This is a genomic window from Flavobacteriales bacterium, from assembly GCA_016700415.1.
In the GTDB taxonomy this organism is placed as follows: Bacteria; Bacteroidota; Bacteroidia; order Flavobacteriales_F; family PHOS-HE28; genus PHOS-HE28.
In genome coordinates, this window is sequence record CP065018.1 from 2,268,467 (window position 1) to 2,290,591 (window position 22,125).

A 22,125-nucleotide genomic window follows, 5' to 3' on the forward strand; every position below is an offset into this window, starting at 1 on the left:
TTCAAGGCCGTGCCTCCCTCAGCCATTTATCCGTGCGTTCCTGCGCCCAGCGGTTCTTCCTGTCCAGCCACTTCTGTCCTTGCATCTTGCGCATGATGTTGTCGAAATGGCGCATCACCATGACGTTGTACAGCATGTTGGCCGCGCGTTCCGGGCTGCGTGGGAGCGCCCGCAAGGTCAAGGAGAAACCGGCGTCCAAGTACTTGATGTAATGCCAATAGCCACTGGGCATGTAGAGCGCATCGCCATGTTTCATTTGGGCGTGCTGGCCCCGTGCATGGCGCAGCGCCGGGAAGCGGTCGAAGTCCGGGGCGTCCATGTCGATGCTCTCCAGGTTGTGGATGGAGAAGGGTACCCGGTAGAGGTATTTGGTCTGGTCCGGACCGAACAAGGTGACGCTCTTGTTGCCTTGGAAATGGACGTGCATGCTGTCCGGCAGATCGATGTCGTAGTGCATGAACACTTTGGACCGGCCGCCACCGAAGAAAAGAGCGGGCAGCCGCTTGAAGAACTTCAGGCCGATGTCCGGGTATTCAAAGTCCTTCAGCATCTCGGGCTTCCGGTCCAGGATGTTATAGAAGAATATGCGCAGATCGGTGGGCCCGGCCTCCAGGATATCGATGTATTCGGCCAGCGGCATCTCCGCCACCGGCGCATAGACGCTTTGTTTTCCGGTGGCCGGCTTGTTGTTGTACAAGGGCACCACTTGGTCCCCCGCGATCGAGCGCATGTAGTCCAAGTTCCACTTTTCACGCGCGGGCCAATCCCTGGTGAGCTTCTCGATCAGCACTGGGAGTTGGGGCCGATAAAAGTCTTGCACAAAGGCCTCCTTGCTGATGGTCTTCACCCGCGGCACATCGGTGAGCTGTATCCGGTCCATGTGGCTCACTTATGCTGATTGCGAAGACTCCGGCACTTGCAGGACCTTTTCCAAGATGGTGCCTTTCCCCAGTATGTCCGAGCACGTGAGCATCGCGGAAATGGTAACGCCCAGGATGCCGTGCATATTGGTGCATTGCCCGGTGATATACAGGTTGGGCACCTTGGTCCGCGAGGAGATGAAGGAGCGGAGCGGAGCGTTCACGTCCTTCACGTAGCCGTACATGCCCCCGCTGTCGCAATGGATGTAATCGCGATAGGACAACGGAGTGGATGCGTATACCTCGGCGATGCAGCCTCGCAAGGCAGGGACCCGCTTGCACACTTCGTTCAGCAACCGTTCGGTATGTTCCGCCTTGAACTCCTCATAGCTCTGGCCGCGGTCGTTCACGTCGATCACGGTATTGACGCTGTCCGCCCATGGGGCCGTGGCCTCGAATTTCATGTAGGTCATCACCGTCATGTTCTCGGCCCATTCGTCCTTCACGGGCTTTTCCCCCATGGAGATCATGAACCCGCGCGGCCAATCATCCTCGCGGTAATCCTGCCCCTTCCACACATCGTCCAAGGTGCGGAAGTGATAGATGTTATGGTCCATGTACGGGAGCGAACGGGGCTTCAGCACGATGTAGAGGCAGAAGGCACCGATGGTGGGCTCGATGCTGTTCACCCGCTTCACGTAGGACTTTCTGAAGCGCTCCGTGCCGGCCATCGCAATGGTGCGCTTGGGGTCGAGGTTGGAAATGAAGTTATCCCCTTCCACCAGGACCCCGTTGCGGCAGCGCGCGCCCTTGATCCGGTCGCCTTCGAACTCGAACCGCTCCACCTCGTGATGCTTGAGGATCTCTCCGCCGTGCTTGCGCAGTTCACGCACGAGGAGCTTGGTGATCTGACTTCCGCCACGCACGACGCGATAGGCACTTTGTATGTATGAGTAGACCGAAAGAGCATGCACGTAAAAAGGGGAGCGGTCATGGTCCCCGGCATAAAGCAGGTTGCTGCCCCCCAGCACGGCGCGCAGGACCTTGTCCTCCGTCAACGAATCGATGTATTCGCGTGCGCCGAGTGTAAGTAGCCCGGATTCGTCAGTATAGGGCGCGCCGGGTTTGAGTTCATACATCGGGAACTTGGCGCAAAACTCCCGCAGTTTCGAGCAGTAGGCATCTATGGCCTGCTCTTCCTTGGGGAATTGCTCTTTCAGCACCGCCGCAAAACGTTCTATGCCCTGCGCGTGCCGGTATCGCCGATCATCCCCATCGAAGGAGAAGACGTCGAAGCCGTCCATGGCCAGCTGACGGACCTCCAATTGGTCCATGATGCCCAAGTACTTGAAGTACCGGTGCAGGTTATGGCCCGGTGCCAGCCCGCCGAGATAGTGTACGCCGGTGTCAAAAATGGTCCGGCTTCGCACGAAGGTCTGCAGGTTTCCGCCGAACTGATTGTTCTTCTCCAGCACGCATACGGAATGTCCCTCCTTGGCCAAGGTGATCGCCGTGGCCAAGCCGCCCATGCCACTGCCCACCACCACGTGGTCGTACCGCTTCCTCATGCGTGCAAAAACAAGTTGTCCGGGAAGCGTGCTTGCAGTGAAGCCAGCTCGTCCGGTGTCAATACCCCCTCTTCCACCAGCGCGATGTCCGCCTCCTGTAGCATGGCTTCCTCTTTGCTCATCAGCACCGCGATATGGTCATGTGTATGGTCGATCACTCCGTTCATTACGACGGCGCGGTCGCCTTCGTGGCCGATGAATGTACGCAGCTTCCTGTTGGGTCCGTCCAAGGCTAAGCACAGGTCGAGGTGCCCACCCCTCCGGGAAAGGTGGAGCACCGTTGCGTCCAAGGGGATCTTCACCATCAGTTCGTGATAGGCTTCGGCCTGCTTTTTCAGCAGACGCTTCAACGCCCTGAAGCGCGCCGGGGCCCTGTAGCGATATTCATCCAGTACTTCTTTATGGAAGTACGTCGGTCCTTCCGTGCTTCTGCGCAGTTTGAGGAACTCCTTCTTGAACGCGACGGAGATCCGCTTGGTGGTGTCCCGGGCGTCCGTGCCGAATTCAGGTGATCCGTGTGCGATGCGGGGCAGGATGCTGATGTCGATGCGCCCGTCGCGGATCACAAAGGTGCCCTTTGGCAGCACCTCGGAATTTCCGTGGATCAGCACGGGCACGATGTCCATCTTGAACTGGTGCGCGAGATAGAACGCGCCCTTGTGGAAGCGGCGCAAGCCCAAGTTCCTGGAACGGGTCCCTTCCGGGAACACCATGAGCGAGTAACCCTGCCGCATCTTTTCCCGCAGGTGCTCCAGGCCGTTCTCAATGCCTCGCGACACCGGATATCCACCGGCCAACTGCACCACTTTGCCGAAGATGGGCGAGTCATGCACCCAGTCGTTCACCAGGAAAATGACCTTGGGATGCAACATGCCCATGGCCAGAATGTCCAAGAAGGACGTGTGGTTGGCGACCATGATGGCGGGGCGCTCAAAGGTTTCCCCTTGGGGGTTCAACACCTGCTTCCGCACGAAAGGATTGCTGTAGAGCACCGACTTTTTGAATGCCGAGATGCTGCGGTGGAACCAAGCCATTTTCACCTTCTTGCTGACCGGGATGATCGGCAGCAGGAAGCTGACGCATAAGGAAAGGACCAGGCCGCCCAAGCCGAAGTAGGTGAACGACAACATCGAATGCAGCAACATCCGAAGTCTGACCGGCCTGCGCTCCGGACCGCCCACAAAGAGCCTGAACAACCAGGGCTGGACGGTGAAGGACACCAGCATGGCGGCGACGATGCCGATGATGGCCACGATGGAAATGGAGTACAACGCGGGGTGTTTCGCGAACACCAGCACCCCCACACCCAAGAGGGTGGTGATGACCGATAGCACGATGGATGTTTTGTGGGTGCGGACATGATCGATGCCCGTGCTTAGCTGAAGCAATAGCCCCCGCGTGATGAAGATGCTGTAGTCAATGCCCATCCCGAAGATGAATGTGCAGATCATGATGTTGAAGATGTTCAGGTGCATCCCGACCAGCCCCATGAAGCCGATGGTGATCAGCCACGTGAGCACGATGGGCAATGCGGTCACGAGGACGAGGGTGCCGCTGCGGAAGTACGCGAACAGGATCAGCACCACCACGAAGAAGGAGTACAGCACCAGTTTGTTGAAGTCCGTCTTCAGGTCCTTCAGAAAGCTCTCCATGGTGTGCTGCCTGTCCAGCGTGAGCACATGGGGCATGCCCGCGAACCGCGCTCGCACGGCGGCCATCCCGTCGCGCTCCACACGCACAATGCTGGCGACGGTCCAGAACCCGTCCTGCCCCGAAATGAAATCCGCCGGGTCCAACGCCCCGATGGTGGCCATGGGGTTGCTCACGCTGTCCACGGCGGCATGGTCCAAGCGGTCGAAGAAGGGCTGGTAGGTGGCGGGTTTCAGCCCGACGGCATTCCCCGATGCGATCAATCCATGCTCCACGGTATCCTTGCGCGACGTGGTCCAGAAGCTGTTCCAACGTTCCGTGCGCCGTGCCCGCTCTTGGTTTGAATGCAGCACGGTGGCGATGGAACTGAAGCCCTTGATCAGCTTTTTGTCCTGCAGTTCCTGCAGGTCCTTGAACACCTTATCGTTCACCTGCAAGGCCTCCTGGAGGTGCGGGGCGAAGGCCACCACGTGGATGGACTGCGTGGCCAGGTCGGAGATGCTGTCCAGATCATCCTCTGCCCGCTGCTGGTCCGCGGGCATGTAATTCATCTTCGAGAGGTCGTTGTCGAAATGCACCTTGGAATAGGTGAAGCAACTGATGATCAGCAGGACCGCCAATCCACCCAGGGACCAGCGGCTACTGTGGTAGGGGAAGGCGGCAATGCGGTCGAGCAGGGTTTCCTTGGCGATCTCTTTTTTGCCCGGCCGGTACGCCAGCGGAATGAATACGAGGGCGAAGACCGCCGCCGCAAGTACGGCCATGGCGCAGAAGACACCAAGATCCTGCAGCGCCTGCGACCGGAGGAAGATCAGGCAGAGGAACGCGCATGCCGTGGTGAGGCTGCTGACAAGGATCGGGCTGGCCACTTCGCGATAGACGTCCTGTACCGAGCCGCGCTCGCGCAGATGGGTAAGAATATGGAGCGAATAGTCCAGCGTGCAGCCAAGGACCACGGAGCCGATTCCGAGCGAAATAGCAGAAACGCCGTCCCGCAGGAAATAGAGCACACAAATGCCCAAGAGGCCGCCGAACAACGAGGGTACGAACAGAATGATGCTGACCGAGGTTCGCCTGAAGAAGAAGAGCAACAGCGCGAGCAGCAGCACCACCGCGATGATCATGGAATTGCGCACATCGGCCTTGATGCGTTCGGCATTGGCCACGGCGATGAGCACCGAGCCGAAGTATTCCGCCGAAGCCTTCCCTTGGTAGGCGTTGTTCAGGCCGGAGTTGATGGCATACAGTGTGTTGACGAACACATCGTTTTCCGCCGTCTTGTCCGAGCTGATCTTCGGTGTGATGAAGAGCAGCAGGTTCCGATGGTCCTTGCTCAGCAGATAGCCGTCGTGCAGGGTGAGCGCATCGCCAACACCCATTTCTTTGAGCTTGCTCAACCCGTCGAAGGTCAGGCCGAAGGGGTCCTGGCGGATGATGTCCTTGGCGATCAGCCCCGAAGGAGAGATGAGCGTCCTGAAGTTGCGTTCGTTGATCGCCTCAAGTGAATCATGGCGGATCACCCCTGCGAGCTTTTGATAATCCGCGTCGTCCAGGAATTGGGGCAGGTTGTCCTGCACGTAGGCCATGGTGCGGGCCATGTCGTCTGAGCCCACCTGGCCTTGCACGGCCTCTACAAAGGGTTCACAACGAGCGTGCAGGCTGTCCAGAAAACGGTCCGCGTAGGTGATGAGGTCGCCCTCTTCCCCGTTCTCTTGCAAGGCGACATTCACCACGATCTTGTCCGTGAAACGCACCGTCCGCAGCACGCGCTGCAGGTTCTGCTCCCCTTCCTTGACCGGAATGAGCTTGGTGATATCCTCTTCCAACGGGAGGTGGACGGTTACGTAGGTCATGCCCGCGAACAGAAGCACGAGCAGGGCAAGGCTCCACCAAGGACGCTTCGCCAGCGCTTTATGGACCGTGTACCAAGCGTTCACCATTTCTTCAGGCCGCACGCCATTTGAAGAGGCGCAATAGGCCGTATGTGATAAGGCCGGCCAGCACTCCGCAGATCGTGGCCAAAGCGATGCTGCCGACCACATAGACCTTCAGCTTCGGCAGGAGGTTCAAGTGGTCGAAGTCGATGTGGTCCAGGTCAATGGCCATCGAGATCTCCTCACCGCCGAGCAGGGCCTCGCCAACGCCGATGCTGCCCAAGATGACGACCGGTATCATGGGTGGGATGCTGACGTTGGACCCCGCGAAAGCCAAAGCGCGGTTGAGCTTGAACATCACAGCGGCACCGACAGCGATGAGGGTCTGCAGTCCCCACAACGGGCTGATCCCTATGAACACACCGATGCCTAAGGAAAGCGCCTTCTTCGCATCGCTGTCCTGAGGTCCGATCAGCTGTTCACGCAGGGAGCGTTTCCACCCCTTCTGCGCGAAGTAGGCATAGATATCGCGGGGTTTGATGTAGAAGATCATCATCAGCACCAGCAAGGTGTTCATCACGCTGATGCGTCCGAAATCCGCTCCTGGCCTGAAGTGCGACACCCGTTCGTCGATATCGTATTTCACCCTGACCGGAATGTTCCGCACCGTCACCCCGTCCCAAGCGGCACGCACGATCACCTCGATCTCGAATTCGAAGCGGGCGCTCCAGAACGGGATCCGCTCCATTGGTCCCAGTGGATAGGCCCGGAATCCGCTCTGGGTGTCCTTCAGCTTGATGCCCGTTTCCACCCAGTACCAGAAATTACTGAAGCGGTTGCCGAAGCTGCTTTTGCGCGGCACACTTGTCTGGCCCATGTTCCGCGCCCCGATCAACAGAAGGCCCTCCGGTGAAATGTGCTGCTTCAGCTCCTCCAAGAAGATGGGAAGGTCCTCGGGATAATGCTGGCCGTCGCTGTCGATGGTGATGGCATACCTGAACCCATGTTCCCGCGCCTCCTTGAAACCGGCGCGCAATGCTGCGCCCTTGCCTTGGTTCTCTGGAAAATGCAGCTGCCGGACCTGGGGAAAGTCTTTCAGGATCTCCGCCGTGCCGTCCGTGGAACCGTCGTTCACCACGATCACGTCATCGCAGTAGTCCAGCACACCCTGGATCACCTTGCGCAAGGTGCCCGCGTTGTTGTACGTGGGCATCAGCACGCAACAACCCAGTTGCTTGAAGGTGGCGATGTGCTCGGGCAAGGACATGGACGGGGAAGCCGTGCGGATCGGAACTTCCATGATAGCTTGCGAAAATAGGCGGTGACTATCGAACCGGCAGCAGCTTCGCCTTCTCCTCGTCCGAGTACACCGAGGAAGTGCGGGCATGGGTCCGGATCATCTTTTTCAATCCGGCATCCTTCTCGGCCGAAAAATGTCCGAGGATAAAATCCTTGTCCTGTTGAAGGTCACCCTTGTACAACAGAAAGCCGGGGGCGTTCTCTTGGACGGTCATCCGAAGGAAACGGACCTCCACGCTCTCCGGGGCGGCTTCGGCGGCCTTGGCCATCAGGTCCTTGCCCTCATTGAAAAGCTTCAATTTGCCGCTGATCCCGCTGGCAAATTGGGCGGCTATCATCAGCGCAGCACCGCGGTAGGCTGTTTGCGTGGGTACTGCGGTATCCGCATCGGCCGTCAGCTTCAGTAATTCCGCGGCTGTCTGCTCGTCCTTATGGGCCAAGGGATAGAGCTCCCGTTCGGCCGCGAGGTCCTGCGCCAGCACCATCACGGGGAACAGAAGTGCGATCAACCAAGCGGTCCTCATGGTAGTGCTATTGATGTCAAACACTTTGGAATTCCGCGCTCAGCTTCACGGCCAGCGTATCCTTGAAGTGGACCTTGGCCGACACTTTCACCCCTTGTTCCGTGGCGGTCTTCGTCAGGTCGAAGTCCAGGTCCGGGTGTATCCTGGGATCGATCAAGGCCATGAACTTGATGTTCGATGCGCTGCTGAGCCGGAGCGATCGCCCCAAGTGTTCTTCCAGCAGTTCCTGTACGATCTGCAACGTGCACACGCCGGGCATCACCGGCTGATCGGGAAAGTGCCCTTTGAAAACGGCGTGGTGCTCGTCCAGATGCACGGACGCGGTGATCCGGTCGCCTTCCTGTACGGTCCGGGTCACGGTGTAAAGTCCTTTGATCAGCATGCGTGGCTTCAATTGTTGATCCTGTCCAGGTCGATGGTCAGTGGCCGGGTCAGGTGGGTGATGGTGATGTGCGATGCGGATCCTTCCGCGCCGGGGGTGAACTTCAGCTCCACGCGCTCCTTGCCGTATCCCCTCCGCACGACGCGTTGCAGTTCGCCGGTCGGTCGTGCAAAGAAAAGGTATTGGCGCCCTTCGCCCTGCCGCGAAAGAAAAACCGCGGTCCCATCAGCTTCAAACTCCCCACGCACGGGCACATTCTCGTGTACCATCATCGCCAGGTCCGTGCCCAGCACGTGGATCAGCGGGCGCTTGTCCAACTCCGGTATGGCGAAGTTCTTCACCGTCCTGCCTTGGCCCATGGTGAGGTCAAGGAACTTGTTCCCCATCTCCCCCATCAGCACCACACGGTGCCGTTGGTCATCGAGTTTCTTCACCACCAACAAGCCCCCGAAATTACGATCCCCGAACTGGATGTTCATCTTGTACAGGTAGTCCACATCGGTGCGGCTGAAGTACGGGTTGTTTACGGTGGCAACGGCCGAACGCTGCTCCGTCATCCCCTTGGTGGTGGCGGGTGAACAGGCCTGCAGCAGCAGCGGAACGAGAAGACTAATGAGCAAAAACCGCATCGTCCAAAGCGGGATTTGTCTTGAGGTTGCTGATGACGATGCGCGTATGGTCGTCGCCGGGCTCGATGATCTTCAGCTCCACGATCTTCCGGTCCTCTTTCCCGAAGTTGAGCTCCAGTTGTTTGACGTATCCGGCCAATTCCTTGTCCTTCGGCTTCAGCACCACCACGTCATATTTCGGCCCGGAAAAAAGGCTGACGTTGAACGCGGGATCCTTGAACAGGTCGCCGCGCACGCTTTTCGTCATCATATCGCTGACCTGCGCCAGCAGCTTGTGGCTGCCGATGTCCATCTCGCTCTTCCGGCCGCCGTCGTTCACCTTCATCATGCCGTCCTTGAAGATGATGCTGTAGTCGTAGGGCTTGGTGTAGGCCCACTTCACGGTGTTCGGGCTGCGGAAGGACATGGTGCCGGAAGACACGATGTCCTTCGTCAGCAGGTCCATGTGCTTGTACTGCGTGAAATCACTTTGCAGCGTCCGTGTGTTCGCAGTGCTCTTCAGAAGTTCCTGCTCGAACTGCTCCCCTTGGGCTTTCGACATGGGTGCGCCCTGCGCGAAAGCAGCCTGTACAAAGCAGCAGGTCAGCAGGGTGATCAGAACGTTCCTCATCCTCGGTAGGGTTTGATGCCCAACAACTGGTCCACGGGTACGCCGGACAAGTCGTTGGCGCGCATAAAACTCAACAATCGTTCCAAGACCTCCACACACTTTTCACCCGTATCGTGCAACAGGACCACTTCACCCCCTTTCAAGCGGCGTACGACCCGCTTCCACACTTGGTCGGCACTGCGCCGCGTGGTGTCCAACGAGCGGATGCTCCAGCCCACGCACACCAGATCTTGTGCCGCCACAGCCCTTGCGATCGGCGGGTTCGTCACGCCGAACGGGGGGCGGAAGAGCCGCATCCTCAGCCCTGTCAGTTCCTGCACCGTCCGTTCGCTGTCCTGCAGCTCTTTGATCACCGCCCCGGTGGACTTGAAGCCGAAGGTGTTGCTGTGGGAAAAGCCGTGGTTGCCCACGGTGTGGCCTTGGCCGATGATGTCCTTCACGATGCCGGGATGCGCCTGCGCCCGCTTGCCGATGCAGAAAAAAGTGGCCTTGGCACCATGGTCCGCAAGGAGCTTCAGCACCTGCGGCGTGATCACCGGGTCCGGACCGTCATCGAAGGTGATCGCCACCCGGTCATCATGCTCCCGTGGCGAACGGAAAAGCACGGGAAGATGGTATTGCCAGCGGAGAAGGGAAGAACCTGCCACGGCCACCACCAGCCATACCGCGACCAGTAAGGCCCACGCCCACCATGGCGCTTTCAGCAGGAAGAACGCGATGGCCAGCACCGCGACCGAGAGGATCACGTAGCGATGCTTCATCGGCTCAACATTTCCGCAGCAAGGTGAGGTTATGGTCCACGCTGCGGTATTGGTCGTATTGCAGGATGGTCCTGATCGTGCCGCTTGGCGGGTTCTTCAGCAGATAGGCCGGTGGTACGGCACCACGTTCCAACACCCTTGCCGCCAAGTACATGGCGAAGGTCGGTACGGTATGGAACTCGCCCGTACGATGCTTGTACGCGAGCTGCGTGTGCTGTTTGAAAAGCCCTTGGTCCAGTTTGTTGTAGTAGCCGTCATGATCGCCATCCCCATTGCGGCCCAGCACCACGGCGTCCACATCCCCCGGACTCAGTCCGTTTTCCCTCAAAAAATCCAGCACATGCTGTTCGATGCCTTCCGCACCGGTCTTGTGCCAAGCCTTCACCGCAAGCAGTTCGGCATGCGTCGCGGGCCCCTTTACGGTACCCAGCACGAAGAAGCCGGCCCCTTCGCCGAAGAGCGCGCCGCTGGTGGTGGAGACCAACAATCCAGCGGAAGGCACGGACTTCCCTTTGATGTGCCCGTTCCTGCGGTGCAGCTCGGTGGAGTGATCGCCCAGTTCGTCAACTCCGCCGATGAGCACGACCTCCGCATCACCGTTGCGCAGTTGCATCCTGCCATCGATGACCGAGGAGGCAAAGGAGTTGCTGCCGTGTACATAGGTGAAGTTGTAACCGGTGCACGCAAGCATGCGCGCCAAATGGCCAGCCACGGAGTTGTGCGTGGATTGGATGAAGGGCGTGGGCGTGAGGAACTGCTCGTCATTGTCCAGGATGGCGCGCAGGAATTTCTCCGAATCCCGGATGCATCCCATGCCGGTGCCGGTGATCACGGCGTCCACCCGCTCCACGCCGGCCTGTTCCATGGCCGCCTTCGTGGCCGCGATGCTCATCTTCATGCCGGTGGAAAGGCGGCGCGCCTCGGAGCCCGGAATGATCTTGCTGTAGTCCGGGGCGATGGCGTGCCATGCATCCGCATCGTACAGCACGGGTCCGCCAAAGAGGCGTTCGGGGTCGTGCGTGCCCTGCGCCGTCACCGTGCCCATGCCGTTGATGTAGACCGGCTTCGCCATCAGGCTTTCACAAGGATCAAGGAGGAACAGTTGCCGCCGAAGCCCAATGAATTGCTGAGCACGCTGGTCAACGGCATGTCGGTCAACTTCGTGATCGGCCGGAGGTCGAACTCGCTCATGCCGCCCGTGAAGTTCAGCGTGGGGAACACTACCTGCTGCTGCATGGCCAAAATGGAGAAGACCGCTTCCACCGCCCCGGCCGCGGCCAAGGTGTGCCCGGTGTAGGGTTTGGTGCTGGTGAACGGCGGCACGCGTTCCCCGAACACGCGCTTGAAAGCGCGGCCTTCACTGAGGTCGTTGTTGGGCGTGGCAGTGCCGTGCGCGTTGATGTGGTCGATGTCCGAAGGGGAAAGGCCCGCGGTGCGCAAGGCCCCCAACATGGCGGCGGTGGCACCGTCGCCGTTCTCCGAGGATGCGGTCTGGTGGTGGGCGTCGTTGGCGTTGCTGTATCCCGCCACATAGGCGATCGGCGTTGCATTGCGGGCTTTCACGCTCGCATCCGATTCCAGGACCAAGTATGCAGCGGCCTCGCCAAGGTTCAATCCATCACGGTCCTCGCTGAAGGGCCTGTTCCGTGAGGCGGAGAGGATCATCAAGGTGTTGAAGCCGTTGAGCGTGAACTTCGAGAGGCAGTCCACGCCGCCCACGAGCACGCGGTCCATCATGCCGGCCTTGATCATCCGCGCGCCCAGCATGATGGCGTTGGAGGCCGAGGAGCAGGCGGTACTGATGGTGGTGACGAAGCCGTTGGCGATACCGAGATGGTCCGCGATCATCTGCCCGGTGTGTCCGGCATGCAGCGTGTCGATCGAGGCCAGATGCTCATCCGATGTGAGGTACTCGTAGAAGTACTTCTCCGTGACATCCATGCCCCCCACCGTGGTGGCCGTGATCAAACCGAGGTTCTGGCGATCGACGCTCATCAGGCCGGCTTGGCGCAGTGCTTCCTCCGCGGCCACGCTTCCCAGCAATGAGGTACGTGTGTGCGGCCCCTCGGAAGGGTGGCCCAGCAGGTCGGCCAGGTCCTCATCGCTCAGCGCGATCCCGCCCACTTGAACCGTCCCCGCCAAGTGCGTTGGCAACCGGGTGATGGGTCCGATCCCCGATCGACCTTCCCGCAACGCGGCGAGATTCCCGGGCACGTCCGCGCCGATGGCGGAGATGATCCCCATCCCAGTGACCGCCACGCCCTTGGTCATCGCCCCGCGCTGAAAGACCTACTTGGTGCGATGCTCCTCAATGTAGGCCGCCATCACGTCCACCGATTCAAAGACTTTCCGGCCTTCCTTGGGATCGGTGAGGCGGATGCCGTAATCCTTGTCCATCATCACGATCAGTTCCAGCGCGTCGATGGAATCCAGACCTACGCCTTCGCCGAAAAGCGGGGTGCTGTCCTCAAAATCCTCGATGGCCACATCCTCCAGGTTCAGCTGGGTGATGATCTTCTTCTTCAGTTCCTGTTTCAGTTCGCTCATTGTTCCTTTTGTGTCTTCAGTAGTATCGCGTCGCGGGCCGTTCCGGGATCCGCCCGGTCCAGCAGGTATGCGAAGGATGTGTAATGATCGTCATTCTTTTCCACCCATGCGCAGAGCACCTGCTCAGCGATGCCGCTTTGCAAAAGTGGGTCGGCATATCGGTTCATGGTCGCCGGGTCGAATTCCTCGGCGATAAAGAAACAACTTTCGGTGTAGAGCTGGTGGCGGATGCTGATCTCCCCTAAGCAGATGTTCGGCAAGGTATACACGAACACCGCCGGGCTGGGCCATTCATTCCCCGGATCGTCCAAGCTTAGCTGGTGCTTGCGGTCGCTGTCGATGCAGGAGCTGCGGTTCGCGAACACCAGTGCGGTCTCCCGGCTGAAGTTGCCGGCACGCTTCGCCTCGCCTAGGAGAACCTCCGCTGTCAGGAAGGCCAACTTGCTCAAGGGATCCATCTTGTGGAACTTGGCGTGATCGATCCCCAGGGCTTTGTAGGTGCTTCGCATCACCTCCCGGAAGTCCGGTGCCGAAGCTTGATGGAGCAATTCCCCGTTCAGCATCACGCGCCCTTGGCTGATGCTGCACCAGCTCCGTATGCCGTGTCCGTCCGTCATGCTTCGGCTCGTTCAAATACCACGGCCGTGTTGCATCCGCCGAAGCCGGAGGCGGTCTTGATGAAGCGGCGCATGTCGGCATCACCGGACCTGATGATCACGTTCAACGGTTGCGACACGCCCAGCTCCGCGAAACCGGCCGAAGCAATGGTGCGGCCCTGGTACAGGCATTGTGCGGCGATCAATGTTTCCAAGAGGCCGGCCGCGCCGAGGCAATGGCCGAAGTAGCCCTTCAGGCTGTGCAAGGGCACGTGCGAAAGGCCGCTCCGCTTGAAGGCGATGGATTCCATCTCATCGTTGAAGACCGTGGCGGTGCCATGGGCCGAGATCAGCTGGAGGTCGTCCGGTGTGACGTCGGCCTCTTGCATCGCGAGGCTGATGCTGCGAAAGAGCCCTTCACCGGTGCGTGACGGCCCGGAGATATGGTTCGCATCGTTGCAAGATCCGGAGCCTACGATGCGCACATTGTCCTCCGAAAAGAAGGAGGCATCGCGGGTGACCAACGCGGAGGCCACCGCTTCACCGAGGTTGATGCCACCGCGCCGGACGCAGTACGGTCGGCACGGTTCGGCACTGAGGGCCTGGAAGGCGTTGAAGCCGGAGAGCACGAATTCGCTCAGCAGGTCGCCGGTAGTGACCAGCACGTGATCGTAAGTCCCGTTCTCGATGAAGCGCCGCGCAACGACTAACGCGAGCAAGCCGGAGACGCAGGCGTTGGAGAGGATCACGGGCGTGTTCGGGATGCCGAAATGCGATGCCACCTGCTTGCCTAATTCCGCGAGTTCGGCCCTTTCAGCGGGGAATTGCGAGGCTTTGGCCAACGCGTCGATATTGCCCTTGGTGGTGGCGATGATCAGGCCCGTGCGCGCGTCCAACTTCACGCCGGAACGCTGGACCACATCGTGCAACGAGGCGATCATCAGCTGTTCCAAACGGGTCTTGCCGGGTCCACCTTCGGCAGCCTGAAAGCAGTCCTGCAACAGATCATCCTCGATCCGCGAAAAGCACAAGGGCATCCGGAGCCGCTGCCATCCGTCCATTTGCTGAAGGCCGGTGCGTCCCTCGCTCAGCGCTTGGAACACCGAGCGGACATCCGCTCCCAACGCATTGATCGTGTTGGAGAAGGAAAGGCGGACATCAACCATTCAGCAGGCCCATCTTACGCTTCCATTCCAGGAATTTCTCAGGCGCGGTGAGGGCCAGATCCCCGCCGGTGAACACGAAGACCTGCACGGACCGGCCCGTGCAGGCCACCTTTCCCTGAGGGTCCATGACCTCGTATTCAAAGATCATCTTGGCGGCCGGGGAATCGCAGAACCACACATTGATCGTCGCCACGTCACCGTACTTCAAGGGCAGCTGGTGGTCGCACTCCATGCGGACGATCGGCGAGGCATAGCCCTGCTCCTGCTGGCTGAGGTAGGATATCCCGTGCTCCCGGCCGAAGGCCTCACGTCCATCCTCGAAGTAACGGATGTAGTTGCCGTGCCACACGATGCCCAAGGGATCGCACTCGTCAAATCGCACACGCACGGTGGTGCTGTGGGTGATGGCCGTGCGCGGCTCACTGGACGCTCTTCTTCGCATATTGGTGGACGGCGATGGCCGCCGTCACTGCAAAGAACAGCAACAAAGCCGAGAACCAGGGCAAAAGGTCGGTGAGCGTGCCGTGGCGCAGCAGGACCTCATGGAATGCGGACAGTCCCCAATTGAGCGGTGAGAACAGGGACAGCTTCTGCATCACGGGCGGCATGGCGAACACCGGCACCCAGATGCCGCCGATGGCGGAAAGGATCACGACGAGCGTGGCCCCAAAGGGCGCTGCCTGTTCGTGGCTCGTGGACACCGCGCCGATCAGCGCCCCCAGCCCGATCGCGGCCAGACCGATCATCAGCGCCGTGAGATAGAGCAGCGGCAGGTGTCCGGCCACGGCCAATCCGGGCAGGCCCAGATAAGGAAAAAGGAAAACGCCCAAGAGCAGGATGGACGTGAACTGGAGCAGGGCCACGCCCAAGTACACCACCACCTTGCTCAGCATGAACACGGAGGCGGATGTTCCGGAAGCCTTGAGCCGGATGAACGTCCGCTGCACCTTTTCCTTCACTAAGCCGATCGAGAGCGGCACGATGAGGAAGAAAATGGCAAAGACCGTCCACGCCGGCACATTGTGCTGGGTGGAGTCCGGCTCCGGCCCGATGTCCTGTTTTACAGCCTGTTCCTCCAGCGGGATAAAGCCGTTCATCTCCACCGTCTCCGCGTCCGGCTTCACGTCCATCTCTTCCTCCAAGGTGGTGATCAGCTCCTCCGTCTCCACCCGCAGCATCACTTGTTGAAGGCCCATTTTCACTGCGGCGCGGAAGGAGGGCTGCGTGGCCGGATCGAAGAACAATACCACGGGATCGGCGCTGCCGGGCAGGGGTTCGGGCAACGTGTCCTGCACCAGGTCCATCCGTACCATCAGCTTGTGTACCTGCGCGCTCACCAGGCCGTGCGTATGCTTCGAGAGGCGTTCCGGGAGCAGGATGGCCAGTTGTGCCTTACCGGCGAGCACGGTGGCTTTTGCGGAATCCATATCGCCGATCACGCGGATGTTGAACCGTCCGGACCCGGTCAATGCTTCGCGCAGGTGCTGCGCTACCCGCCCATGGTCCCGGTCCACGAGCACCGCGTCCACCTGCGCCTCGGTCATGGACTTGAAGGTGCCGTGCTGCACCATGCTGATGCAGACCACCAGCAGCAAGGGCATGACGAAGAGGATGATCAACGCGCCCACGTCCCGGCGCAGCACCAGGACCTCCTTCACCAATGATGCCCGGAACTCACGCATGCTCCCGGACGGCCTGTAAGTACACGTGTTCCAATGTGGTGGCCTGTGGCCGCGCCCGGATCAGTTCCGCAGGGCTGCCTTGGCACACCATGCGCCCCCGGTTCAAGATGGCCACCCGGGTGCAGAGCTGTTCGGCCTCCTCCATCAGGTGGGAGGTGTAGAAGATCGTCATGCCTTCCGCGTTCAGGTCCCTGAGCAACGCTACGATGCGCGTGCGCGAATCCACGTCCACACCCACGGTGGGCTCATCGAGAAAGAGCAGGGAGGGCCGATGGAGGACCCCGGCGATCAGGTTCACCATGCGCTTCATCCCGCCGGAAAGCATGCTGACTTTTTTCTTGGCGTGGGCACCAAGGCCCATGCGGTCCAACAATTCCGGCAGGTCGTTGTTCAGCGCATCGCCCTCCACGCCGTTCATCTTGGCGAAGAACTTCAGGTTCTCCGTGGCCGTGAGGCTCGGATAGAGGGCGATCTCCTGCGGGACGATGCCCACCTTGCCGTGCAGCGCGCGCGTGCCGGAGCTCTGGCCGGTCCCGAGGATCGAATACGTCCCGGAAGTGGGTTGCAACAAACCGGTGAGGATGGAGATCAACGTGGTCTTTCCGGCACCGTTGGGCCCCAGCAGTCCGAAGAACTCTCCGGCACCCACGTGCAGGTCCAGGTCCTGGAGCGCGGCCTGCTCGGCCCCGGTGTACCGCTTGTTCAGCGCTTGGGTGGAGATCAGCTGGTTCACACCGTTTTCTTCAGGTCCTGAAAGAACAGTTTTTCCTGCTCCGCCAGCGCGTCCAGCATGGCGGCCACTTCGTTGTAGGAACCGGCTGGAGCGTTGCGGTCCCTGTAGATGCGCGATGCAGCTAATGCGAAGTCACGCCATTGATCGCCGATGGCGGTCATGCGATGGCTCATCGGCATCCATTCCGGATGGTCGGCGAGCTTGGATGCTTCCTGCAGGAAGGCAGCGAAGATGTAGCGGAAGCCACCGCCGCCGGTGCCGATCTCCTCCTGCATCCGCACGATCTGGCCGAGGTAATGATTGGCCTTTTTGTTGCCGACTTTACCGGGCCACTTGCGGATGAGGTTCGCCGTGTAGTGAATGCCCCGATAGCCCACCACGGGCACCGGTGCGAGCATGGTCTGGGCGGTCCTTGACATACCTTTTCGGATGGCCGTTTTCCAGTCCACCTCTTCCGGCACGGACACGGGAAAGTACATCTGGCCCTTGGGCGCGAAGGCCCCTTTTGCGAAACGCACCTTCTCCAGCTCGGCCTCGCTCAGCTCGGTCACCACCTCCATCACCGGGTCGCTGATGAGGTAGCGGTCGCCACGCTTTCCGTACACGATCAGGTTGTGCGCGTTGAAGTGGAAGCGGTATTCCGGCGGGAAGTAGGGCAGGTTGTACACGCCCACCTGCAGGCCCACGGGCCGGCCTTGGTCCAAGCTGGTGTCCAGCGCACGCTGTGCCTCCTTGGTGTCCCTGAATTTCCGCTGCTCCATCCGGATGCCCGTCCGCTTGGTGAAGGTGCGGAAGATCTGGCCGGGCATGGAGCGGTAGGTGAAGGCGGGCGCTTGGTCCACCATCAGGAAAGGGATATGGCAGAAGAGCAGCCCGGAGCCGATCCCGAAGACCATCGGCTCGCTCACCGCCGCGCCCTGGTAACGGAGCAGGCCGGAGATGACACCGTTCTCACAGTGCGCAGATTGCTTGTGTGGGAACTGCTCGCTCATGCGGCGTCGGCGGGATGTTTCAATTGCTGCACGGTGATGTTGAAGGCATCGGCATACTTGCGCAGCAGCGGATCCCTCAACCGGCCGAACCGCTTCGGGTCGAAATGCCGCTTCACCCTCCACCGCCACAAGCCCACATGGGCCGCCAGCACCGGCAGGTCCATCCGGTTCAGTTCCATGTAGTACGCGATGGGGCTTGCCTTTCCTTCCTGCATCCGTTGGCGCGCCTCCTCCGTCCGCTGGTGGATGCGCTCCACGGCATTGGAGAGCGCGGCGGCCTTGACCTCCCAGCCAGTGCTGTTCTCCGTGACGTAGTTGCCCTGCTCGTCGGTGGCATAGCACAGCTCGCGGAAGCCGGCGTTGGCCAGATCGCTCTCGTCCTGGGGCACCTCCGACTTTTTCATGGCTCGCGCTGCTCGATCACAAAGTTCATGCTGCAGCTGAGCACGGTGCGACCATCAACGGTCGACTCCACCTCCATCACACAGAGGCTCACCGGTCCGTTGGGCACGTGCGTCACCAACGTGGTACGTGTGATGATCGTCTGACGAGCCCGCGGCAAGGTGCCGATCTCGATGTTCTTCACCGCGCTGATGAAGCCCAGTACCGGCACCCCGGCCTTGGCCTCCGGAAAAAAACGCCGGCCCACGACGGCTGTGCTGGTTTGCGCCGCATGCTCGATCAGGCCCGCTCCGCTCAATTCACCGTCCTTCACGAAGAGGCAGCTGTCGGTGACATGGAACCGGCAACTGGCGGAACGCACATCGAGGGTGACAAGCTCGTCCACCATGAGCATCGGTGCCCGGTGCGGCAGGAACTTCCTGATATCGAACTCCTCCGGAATGACCATCACGGCTCGGCGATCACGGTTTTCATGGTACAGGCGGCGATCACCTTGTCGTCCACGCGCACTTCGGTCTCCACCAGGGTGACCTGCATGAACTGCATGGAAAGCCGTGCGGTGGTGCTGAGCAGGGCACCCACGGGTGGCAGACCGTGGATCACCACGTCCTTGATGGCACCTATATATCCGGTGGGCGTGGGCAATTGCTTCAAGTGGAAGTCGTAGCCGGTATGCAACGCGATGGTCTGCGCCATGTGCTCAATAAGCCCCGCAGCCGTGAATGCCCCGCCCTGCGTCAACAGGTTCTCCTCCCGCACCTCCAGCCCAGCACAAACCTCCTGCTCGGAGAATGATGTGAGCCGGTCCACCATGACGAACGGTGCGCGCTGCGGGATGAGCCCTTGGATGAAGGCGGGGTCCGTAATGGGTGCCTGCAACAGGTTCATTCAGCAGACCGTCAAATGCGCGTAGAAGTATGAGAAGCGGGCGCTTTCCGGCACGCTCATCAGGATACGGTCGCCCTTCTTCAAGCGGCCTGAGGCCTGCAGCTCCTCCACCATCAGGTAAATAGATGCCGCACCCACATTGCCCACGGCGTGAAGGTTCAGGAACCACTTCTCCTTGGGTATCTCCAAGCCTTGCTCCTTCATCCGCGCATACAGGCCCTCCTCGAAATAGTAGGATGAGATGTGCGGCAGGAAGTGGTCGATGTCGTCCACGGAGACCCCATGTCGCTTCAGGGAGATCCCCATGCTCTCCACGCCTTTGATCAAAATGTTCTCCGCGAGCAGGCGCACGTCCTGCTTCATGGCGAAGACCGACTGCTCCGCCCATTGGCGTGCCGGAACCTCGCTCCATGGTTCCAAGTTGCCGTCCGCCCGCTTTTCGGCTCCGGCATACATGCAGGTCTCCAGTTCAAATGCGTAGGAATGGCCTTCGATCCAATCGATCCGGATGGGGGACGGTCCTTCGGGATGGTCCTGCAACAGGAACGCGCCGGCACCGTCGGAGAGCATCCACCGCAGGAATTCCTTGCTGAAGGCGAGGATGGGCTCCTTCTCCAATTTCAATTGCGCGTCCACCTCCAGGTCGAACACCTCCGAGCGCATCCAGGCCGAAGTGCGCTCACTACCGGTACACACGGCGTTCTTCGCTTCCCCGGCGCGCACGGCAAGGTAGCCATAACGCAATGCGTTCATGCCGGCGCAACAGGCACCGGAGGCGGAGTTGATCTCCATGTCATGGTCCTTCAACAGGCCATGCACCATGGCGGCGTGCGAAGGCATGATCTGGTCCGGGCTGGAGGTGCCGCAGGAGAGCAGGTCCACCTTGGCGTGCAGTTCCGCATCATCACCGATCAGCCTTTCCACGGCCTCCTTGGTGATCTGCGCATTGTTGTGCGTGATGTTCCGCTCGGCGTCGATGGCGTAGTAACGGGTCTGGATCCGGTTCTGCCGCAGGACCAGGCGGCGCACCCGCGAGGCCTTCCCGTTCAGGATGCCCAGCCGGGATTCCATCTCCTCGTTGTTCACCGGTTCATTGGGCAGGAACTTCGAGATACGATTGATGAAGACGTCATTCATGGGGAGCGAACGGTCGGACCGTTGAGTAATATGCCTTGTCTCTTTTCAACCGTCCTGCGGTAAAGGGCCAAAGCAGCACGAACACCACCATGGCCACCGGTGACAACAGCCAAATGGCGGCGTTAAGATAGCACCTGAACACGGGCACCCATGCGGAACGGGCACGGGAACCCTTCGGCCCGCGCGCCTTGATGAAGGGCGCCCACTTGGAGAAAATGGCGTTGCCGCGCTTGTCGATCACCATCAGCACGGCGCGGATCCGCACCGCCCCCAAGGCCAGCAGCTCGTTCTGCAGCCCTTGGAACGACGGCCCCAGCAGCGCCCGCCGGATCGGTGTGCCGAAGCGTGCCGAATCCTCAATGTCCTTTTCATCCACGCCCGGTTTGGGGAATATGCCCAAGTAGCGGCTCTTCTTCCCACTGAACATCCAATGCGCGATGGTGATCACACTGATGTGGTTGATGTGCCGGTCCACCAGTGCAATGTGCCCGACATGCACGGCCTTCACCGCCTCCAACCGGGCTTTCAGCTTTTCCTGGGCCATCAACCACATGTTGCGGCAGGCCACCAAGGTCACCACCGGCGTCTCCCGGAACAGCTCCTTGGCCACGGGGTGCATCAGGAAGGAGTTCACCGGGATGGCCGGTGTGAGGAACCAGACCTGGTAGCCGAGAATGATGAGGTCATATCGTTGGTGAAGCAGTGCATCGTCACCGAGATCCAGCGCACAGGGCTCCTGTAAATGGGTTTCCGGGAAGGTGTCGAAGAACTCCTTCGCGGCCCAGGGGAACGGGAATGCGGGTTCCGGCCGGATGCGGTAGTGGAACAGCACAACGCCCTCACCGACCAATGTTCCGCAGACCCGGTCGAGGATCTCCGTGAGCTGGCCCGATTGGGAGTAATGCAATACCAACACTTTCTTCATGCCTCTGTGCCTTGCCCCCAAAAGTCAAAATAATTGAACCACTGCAGGGGATACTTACGCACCATGCCTTCGAGGTCTTTCACATACTTTCCCAGCAGGTCCATCGCATCACCGCGCACCACGTCGGCCTGGCGCGCATAGAGGTGATAGTGCCCCTTCGGCTCCTTCATCACATGGACGAACAAGACCTCGGGACGGATGCGTGAGCCGAGCATGAAGGGCCCTGCCGGGAACCGCGCTTTACGGCCCAGGAAAGGTGCCTCCAAGTACTTCATGCCTGCGGAATATCGGTCGCCAGTGATGCAGATCAGCTCGTTGGCCGCCAAGGCCTGGCTCATCTCGAACACATGGCCCATGTCCTCCCGGTAGAGAATGAATTTCACATTGGACTTTTTGGTGACTTTTTCAAGGTATTCCTTGATCTCCGAACGCTCACGGTCGTTGGTGAGCAGGTTGATCACCGGCTGTTCCGTAAGGTTCCCCAGAAAGTGCTCCGCGATCTCGAAGTTGCCAATGTGGGCGCTGATCAGGATGCCGCCCTGCCCTTTCTTCAAAAGTTCCAGGATCCGCTCCACGCCATCCATGTGGAACGTGAAGCGGTCCTGCATCCCGGAGGAGATGGCGACCTTGTCGATGATGGACTGGCCGAACGTGAAGTAGCTCCAATAGACCGAGGTGGCACTATGTACCGCCGAGCGGCCAAGCCCATGCCTGAAATATCGGTAGGTGCTGCGGGTGCTTGCCGGGGAGAAGAGGCAGTAGTAGAAGGCGACAAAGACAAGCAGGCCGTATGCCGAATTAATGCCGAAGGTGTGCATCAGCCACACGAAGATCCGATGACCGGTCACCGTTCCCTTGGATCGGCCTTGCCACTCCTCGGCCATCTTGGGCGTCACGGCC

The 22,125-nt window shown here is 60.2% G+C and carries 24 protein-coding genes; all 24 read right to left on the minus strand.

Going from position 1 to position 22,125, the window contains the following annotated elements:
• Window position 1 precedes the first annotated feature (1 nt).
• From IPP95_09450 to IPP95_09565, 24 genes are read right to left on the minus strand one after another with little or no spacing between them, the layout of a single operon-like run.
• Window positions 2-880: a cupin-like domain-containing protein gene (locus tag IPP95_09450; GenBank protein QQS71417.1), complete on the minus strand. Its 879-nt coding sequence runs from the start codon at window positions 878-880 to the stop codon at window positions 2-4.
• 9 nt (window positions 881-889) lie between these two features.
• Window positions 890-2,428: an NAD(P)/FAD-dependent oxidoreductase gene (locus IPP95_09455; protein QQS71418.1), complete on the minus strand. Its 1,539-nt coding sequence runs from the start codon at window positions 2,426-2,428 to the stop codon at window positions 890-892.
• Entirely contained in the window at window positions 2,425-6,033 is a 3,609-nt protein-coding gene (locus tag IPP95_09460) for a 1-acyl-sn-glycerol-3-phosphate acyltransferase (protein QQS71419.1), read from the minus strand. Before IPP95_09460 ends, IPP95_09455 begins: the two co-directional genes overlap by 4 nt.
• A complete protein-coding gene (locus IPP95_09465; protein ID QQS74240.1) occupies window positions 6,023-7,219 on the minus strand; it encodes a DUF2062 domain-containing protein in 1,197 nt (398 codons plus the stop codon). The genes IPP95_09460 and IPP95_09465 overlap by 11 nt, the downstream gene beginning before the upstream one ends.
• A gap of 58 nt (window positions 7,220-7,277) precedes the next feature.
• On the minus strand, window positions 7,278-7,775 hold the full coding sequence (locus tag IPP95_09470) for a hypothetical protein (protein QQS71420.1): 498 nt from the start codon (window positions 7,773-7,775) through the stop codon (window positions 7,278-7,280).
• A 16-nt stretch (window positions 7,776-7,791) separates the two neighbouring features.
• Window positions 7,792-8,157 (minus strand): 3-hydroxyacyl-ACP dehydratase, encoded by a 366-nt coding sequence (locus IPP95_09475; GenBank protein QQS71421.1) that lies wholly within the window; start codon window positions 8,155-8,157, stop codon window positions 7,792-7,794.
• An 8-nt stretch (window positions 8,158-8,165) separates the two neighbouring features.
• Window positions 8,166-8,786 carry a hypothetical protein gene (locus IPP95_09480; protein ID QQS71422.1) on the minus strand — a complete coding sequence of 207 codons (621 nt, stop codon included), beginning with the start codon at window positions 8,784-8,786 and terminating at the stop codon, window positions 8,166-8,168.
• Window positions 8,767-9,396, minus strand: a complete 630-nt coding sequence (locus IPP95_09485; protein QQS71423.1) for an outer membrane lipoprotein carrier protein LolA — start codon at window positions 9,394-9,396, stop codon at window positions 8,767-8,769. The genes IPP95_09480 and IPP95_09485 overlap by 20 nt, the downstream gene beginning before the upstream one ends.
• Complete coding sequence (locus tag IPP95_09490; protein QQS71424.1) at window positions 9,393-10,157, minus strand: polysaccharide deacetylase family protein; 765 nt, start codon at window positions 10,155-10,157, stop codon at window positions 9,393-9,395. The genes IPP95_09485 and IPP95_09490 overlap by 4 nt, the downstream gene beginning before the upstream one ends.
• A 4-nt stretch (window positions 10,158-10,161) precedes the next feature.
• A complete protein-coding gene (locus IPP95_09495) occupies window positions 10,162-11,229 on the minus strand; it encodes a beta-ketoacyl synthase chain length factor (protein ID QQS71425.1) in 1,068 nt (355 codons plus the stop codon).
• Window positions 11,229-12,428, minus strand: a complete 1,200-nt coding sequence (locus tag IPP95_09500) for a beta-ketoacyl-[acyl-carrier-protein] synthase family protein (protein QQS71426.1) — start codon at window positions 12,426-12,428, stop codon at window positions 11,229-11,231. Before IPP95_09500 ends, IPP95_09495 begins: the two co-directional genes overlap by 1 nt.
• A gap of 18 nt (window positions 12,429-12,446) precedes the next feature.
• On the minus strand, window positions 12,447-12,704 hold the full coding sequence (locus IPP95_09505; GenBank protein QQS71427.1) for an acyl carrier protein: 258 nt from the start codon (window positions 12,702-12,704) through the stop codon (window positions 12,447-12,449).
• Entirely contained in the window at window positions 12,701-13,321 is a 621-nt protein-coding gene (locus tag IPP95_09510) for a 3-oxoacyl-ACP synthase (GenBank protein QQS71428.1), read from the minus strand. The genes IPP95_09505 and IPP95_09510 overlap by 4 nt, the downstream gene beginning before the upstream one ends.
• The gene (locus tag IPP95_09515) at window positions 13,318-14,466 is read right to left on the minus strand and encodes a beta-ketoacyl synthase (protein QQS71429.1); all 1,149 of its coding nucleotides are present in this window, start codon (window positions 14,464-14,466) and stop codon (window positions 13,318-13,320) included. The genes IPP95_09510 and IPP95_09515 overlap by 4 nt, the downstream gene beginning before the upstream one ends.
• A complete protein-coding gene (locus IPP95_09520; protein ID QQS71430.1) occupies window positions 14,459-14,908 on the minus strand; it encodes an acyl-CoA thioesterase in 450 nt (149 codons plus the stop codon). The genes IPP95_09515 and IPP95_09520 overlap by 8 nt, the downstream gene beginning before the upstream one ends.
• A complete protein-coding gene (locus IPP95_09525) occupies window positions 14,886-16,148 on the minus strand; it encodes an ABC transporter permease (protein QQS71431.1) in 1,263 nt (420 codons plus the stop codon). The genes IPP95_09520 and IPP95_09525 overlap by 23 nt, the downstream gene beginning before the upstream one ends.
• Window positions 16,141-16,872, minus strand: a complete 732-nt coding sequence (locus tag IPP95_09530; GenBank protein QQS74241.1) for an ABC transporter ATP-binding protein — start codon at window positions 16,870-16,872, stop codon at window positions 16,141-16,143. The genes IPP95_09525 and IPP95_09530 overlap by 8 nt, the downstream gene beginning before the upstream one ends.
• A gap of 5 nt (window positions 16,873-16,877) precedes the next feature.
• Window positions 16,878-17,873 carry a BtrH N-terminal domain-containing protein gene (locus tag IPP95_09535; protein QQS71432.1) on the minus strand — a complete coding sequence of 332 codons (996 nt, stop codon included), beginning with the start codon at window positions 17,871-17,873 and terminating at the stop codon, window positions 16,878-16,880.
• Window positions 17,870-18,277, minus strand: coding sequence for a hypothetical protein (locus IPP95_09540; GenBank protein QQS71433.1), 408 nt, complete (start codon window positions 18,275-18,277; stop codon window positions 17,870-17,872). The genes IPP95_09535 and IPP95_09540 overlap by 4 nt, the downstream gene beginning before the upstream one ends.
• Window positions 18,274-18,723, minus strand: a complete 450-nt coding sequence (locus IPP95_09545; GenBank protein QQS71434.1) for an ABC transporter permease — start codon at window positions 18,721-18,723, stop codon at window positions 18,274-18,276. Before IPP95_09545 ends, IPP95_09540 begins: the two co-directional genes overlap by 4 nt.
• The gene (locus IPP95_09550; GenBank protein QQS71435.1) at window positions 18,723-19,163 is read right to left on the minus strand and encodes a hypothetical protein; all 441 of its coding nucleotides are present in this window, start codon (window positions 19,161-19,163) and stop codon (window positions 18,723-18,725) included. The genes IPP95_09545 and IPP95_09550 overlap by 1 nt, the downstream gene beginning before the upstream one ends.
• Window positions 19,164-20,300: a beta-ketoacyl-ACP synthase III gene (locus IPP95_09555; GenBank protein ID QQS71436.1), complete on the minus strand. Its 1,137-nt coding sequence runs from the start codon at window positions 20,298-20,300 to the stop codon at window positions 19,164-19,166.
• On the minus strand, window positions 20,293-21,225 hold the full coding sequence (locus IPP95_09560; protein QQS71437.1) for a dialkylresorcinol condensing enzyme DarA: 933 nt from the start codon (window positions 21,223-21,225) through the stop codon (window positions 20,293-20,295). The genes IPP95_09555 and IPP95_09560 overlap by 8 nt, the downstream gene beginning before the upstream one ends.
• On the minus strand, window positions 21,222-22,109 hold the full coding sequence (locus IPP95_09565; protein ID QQS74242.1) for a lipid A biosynthesis acyltransferase: 888 nt from the start codon (window positions 22,107-22,109) through the stop codon (window positions 21,222-21,224). The genes IPP95_09560 and IPP95_09565 overlap by 4 nt, the downstream gene beginning before the upstream one ends.
• Between the last annotated feature and the right edge of the window lie 16 nt (window positions 22,110-22,125).

Excerpts from the sequence above, each read along its gene's own strand:
- IPP95_09510 (QQS71428.1), bottom strand. The coding sequence starts at position 13,321 with ATGACGGACGGACACGGCATACGGAGCTGGTGCAGCATCAGCCAAGGG.
- IPP95_09465 (QQS74240.1), bottom strand. The coding sequence starts at position 7,219 with ATGTCCTTGCCCGAGCACATCGCCACCTTCAAGCAACTGGGTTGTTGC.
- IPP95_09480 (QQS71422.1), bottom strand. The coding sequence starts at position 8,786 with ATGCGGTTTTTGCTCATTAGTCTTCTCGTTCCGCTGCTGCTGCAGGCC.
- IPP95_09450 (QQS71417.1), bottom strand. The coding sequence starts at position 880 with ATGGACCGGATACAGCTCACCGATGTGCCGCGGGTGAAGACCATCAGC.
- IPP95_09555 (QQS71436.1), bottom strand. The coding sequence starts at position 20,300 with ATGAATGACGTCTTCATCAATCGTATCTCGAAGTTCCTGCCCAATGAA.
- IPP95_09455 (QQS71418.1), bottom strand. The coding sequence starts at position 2,428 with ATGAGGAAGCGGTACGACCACGTGGTGGTGGGCAGTGGCATGGGCGGC.
- IPP95_09515 (QQS71429.1), bottom strand. The coding sequence starts at position 14,466 with ATGGTTGATGTCCGCCTTTCCTTCTCCAACACGATCAATGCGTTGGGA.
- IPP95_09485 (QQS71423.1), bottom strand. The coding sequence starts at position 9,396 with ATGAGGAACGTTCTGATCACCCTGCTGACCTGCTGCTTTGTACAGGCT.
- IPP95_09550 (QQS71435.1), bottom strand. The coding sequence starts at position 19,163 with ATGAACCTGTTGCAGGCACCCATTACGGACCCCGCCTTCATCCAAGGG.
- IPP95_09565 (QQS74242.1), bottom strand. The coding sequence starts at position 22,109 with ATGGCCGAGGAGTGGCAAGGCCGATCCAAGGGAACGGTGACCGGTCAT.
- IPP95_09470 (QQS71420.1), bottom strand. The coding sequence starts at position 7,775 with ATGAGGACCGCTTGGTTGATCGCACTTCTGTTCCCCGTGATGGTGCTG.
- IPP95_09495 (QQS71425.1), bottom strand. The coding sequence starts at position 11,229 with ATGGCGAAGCCGGTCTACATCAACGGCATGGGCACGGTGACGGCGCAG.
- IPP95_09520 (QQS71430.1), bottom strand. The coding sequence starts at position 14,908 with ATGCGAAGAAGAGCGTCCAGTGAGCCGCGCACGGCCATCACCCACAGC.
- IPP95_09535 (QQS71432.1), bottom strand. The coding sequence starts at position 17,873 with ATGAGCGAGCAGTTCCCACACAAGCAATCTGCGCACTGTGAGAACGGT.
- IPP95_09540 (QQS71433.1), bottom strand. The coding sequence starts at position 18,277 with ATGAAAAAGTCGGAGGTGCCCCAGGACGAGAGCGATCTGGCCAACGCC.
- IPP95_09525 (QQS71431.1), bottom strand. The coding sequence starts at position 16,148 with ATGCGTGAGTTCCGGGCATCATTGGTGAAGGAGGTCCTGGTGCTGCGC.
- IPP95_09500 (QQS71426.1), bottom strand. The coding sequence starts at position 12,428 with ATGACCAAGGGCGTGGCGGTCACTGGGATGGGGATCATCTCCGCCATC.
- IPP95_09505 (QQS71427.1), bottom strand. The coding sequence starts at position 12,704 with ATGAGCGAACTGAAACAGGAACTGAAGAAGAAGATCATCACCCAGCTG.
- IPP95_09560 (QQS71437.1), bottom strand. The coding sequence starts at position 21,225 with ATGAAGAAAGTGTTGGTATTGCATTACTCCCAATCGGGCCAGCTCACG.
- IPP95_09475 (QQS71421.1), bottom strand. The coding sequence starts at position 8,157 with ATGCTGATCAAAGGACTTTACACCGTGACCCGGACCGTACAGGAAGGC.
- IPP95_09490 (QQS71424.1), bottom strand. The coding sequence starts at position 10,157 with ATGAAGCATCGCTACGTGATCCTCTCGGTCGCGGTGCTGGCCATCGCG.
- IPP95_09545 (QQS71434.1), bottom strand. The coding sequence starts at position 18,723 with ATGGTCATTCCGGAGGAGTTCGATATCAGGAAGTTCCTGCCGCACCGG.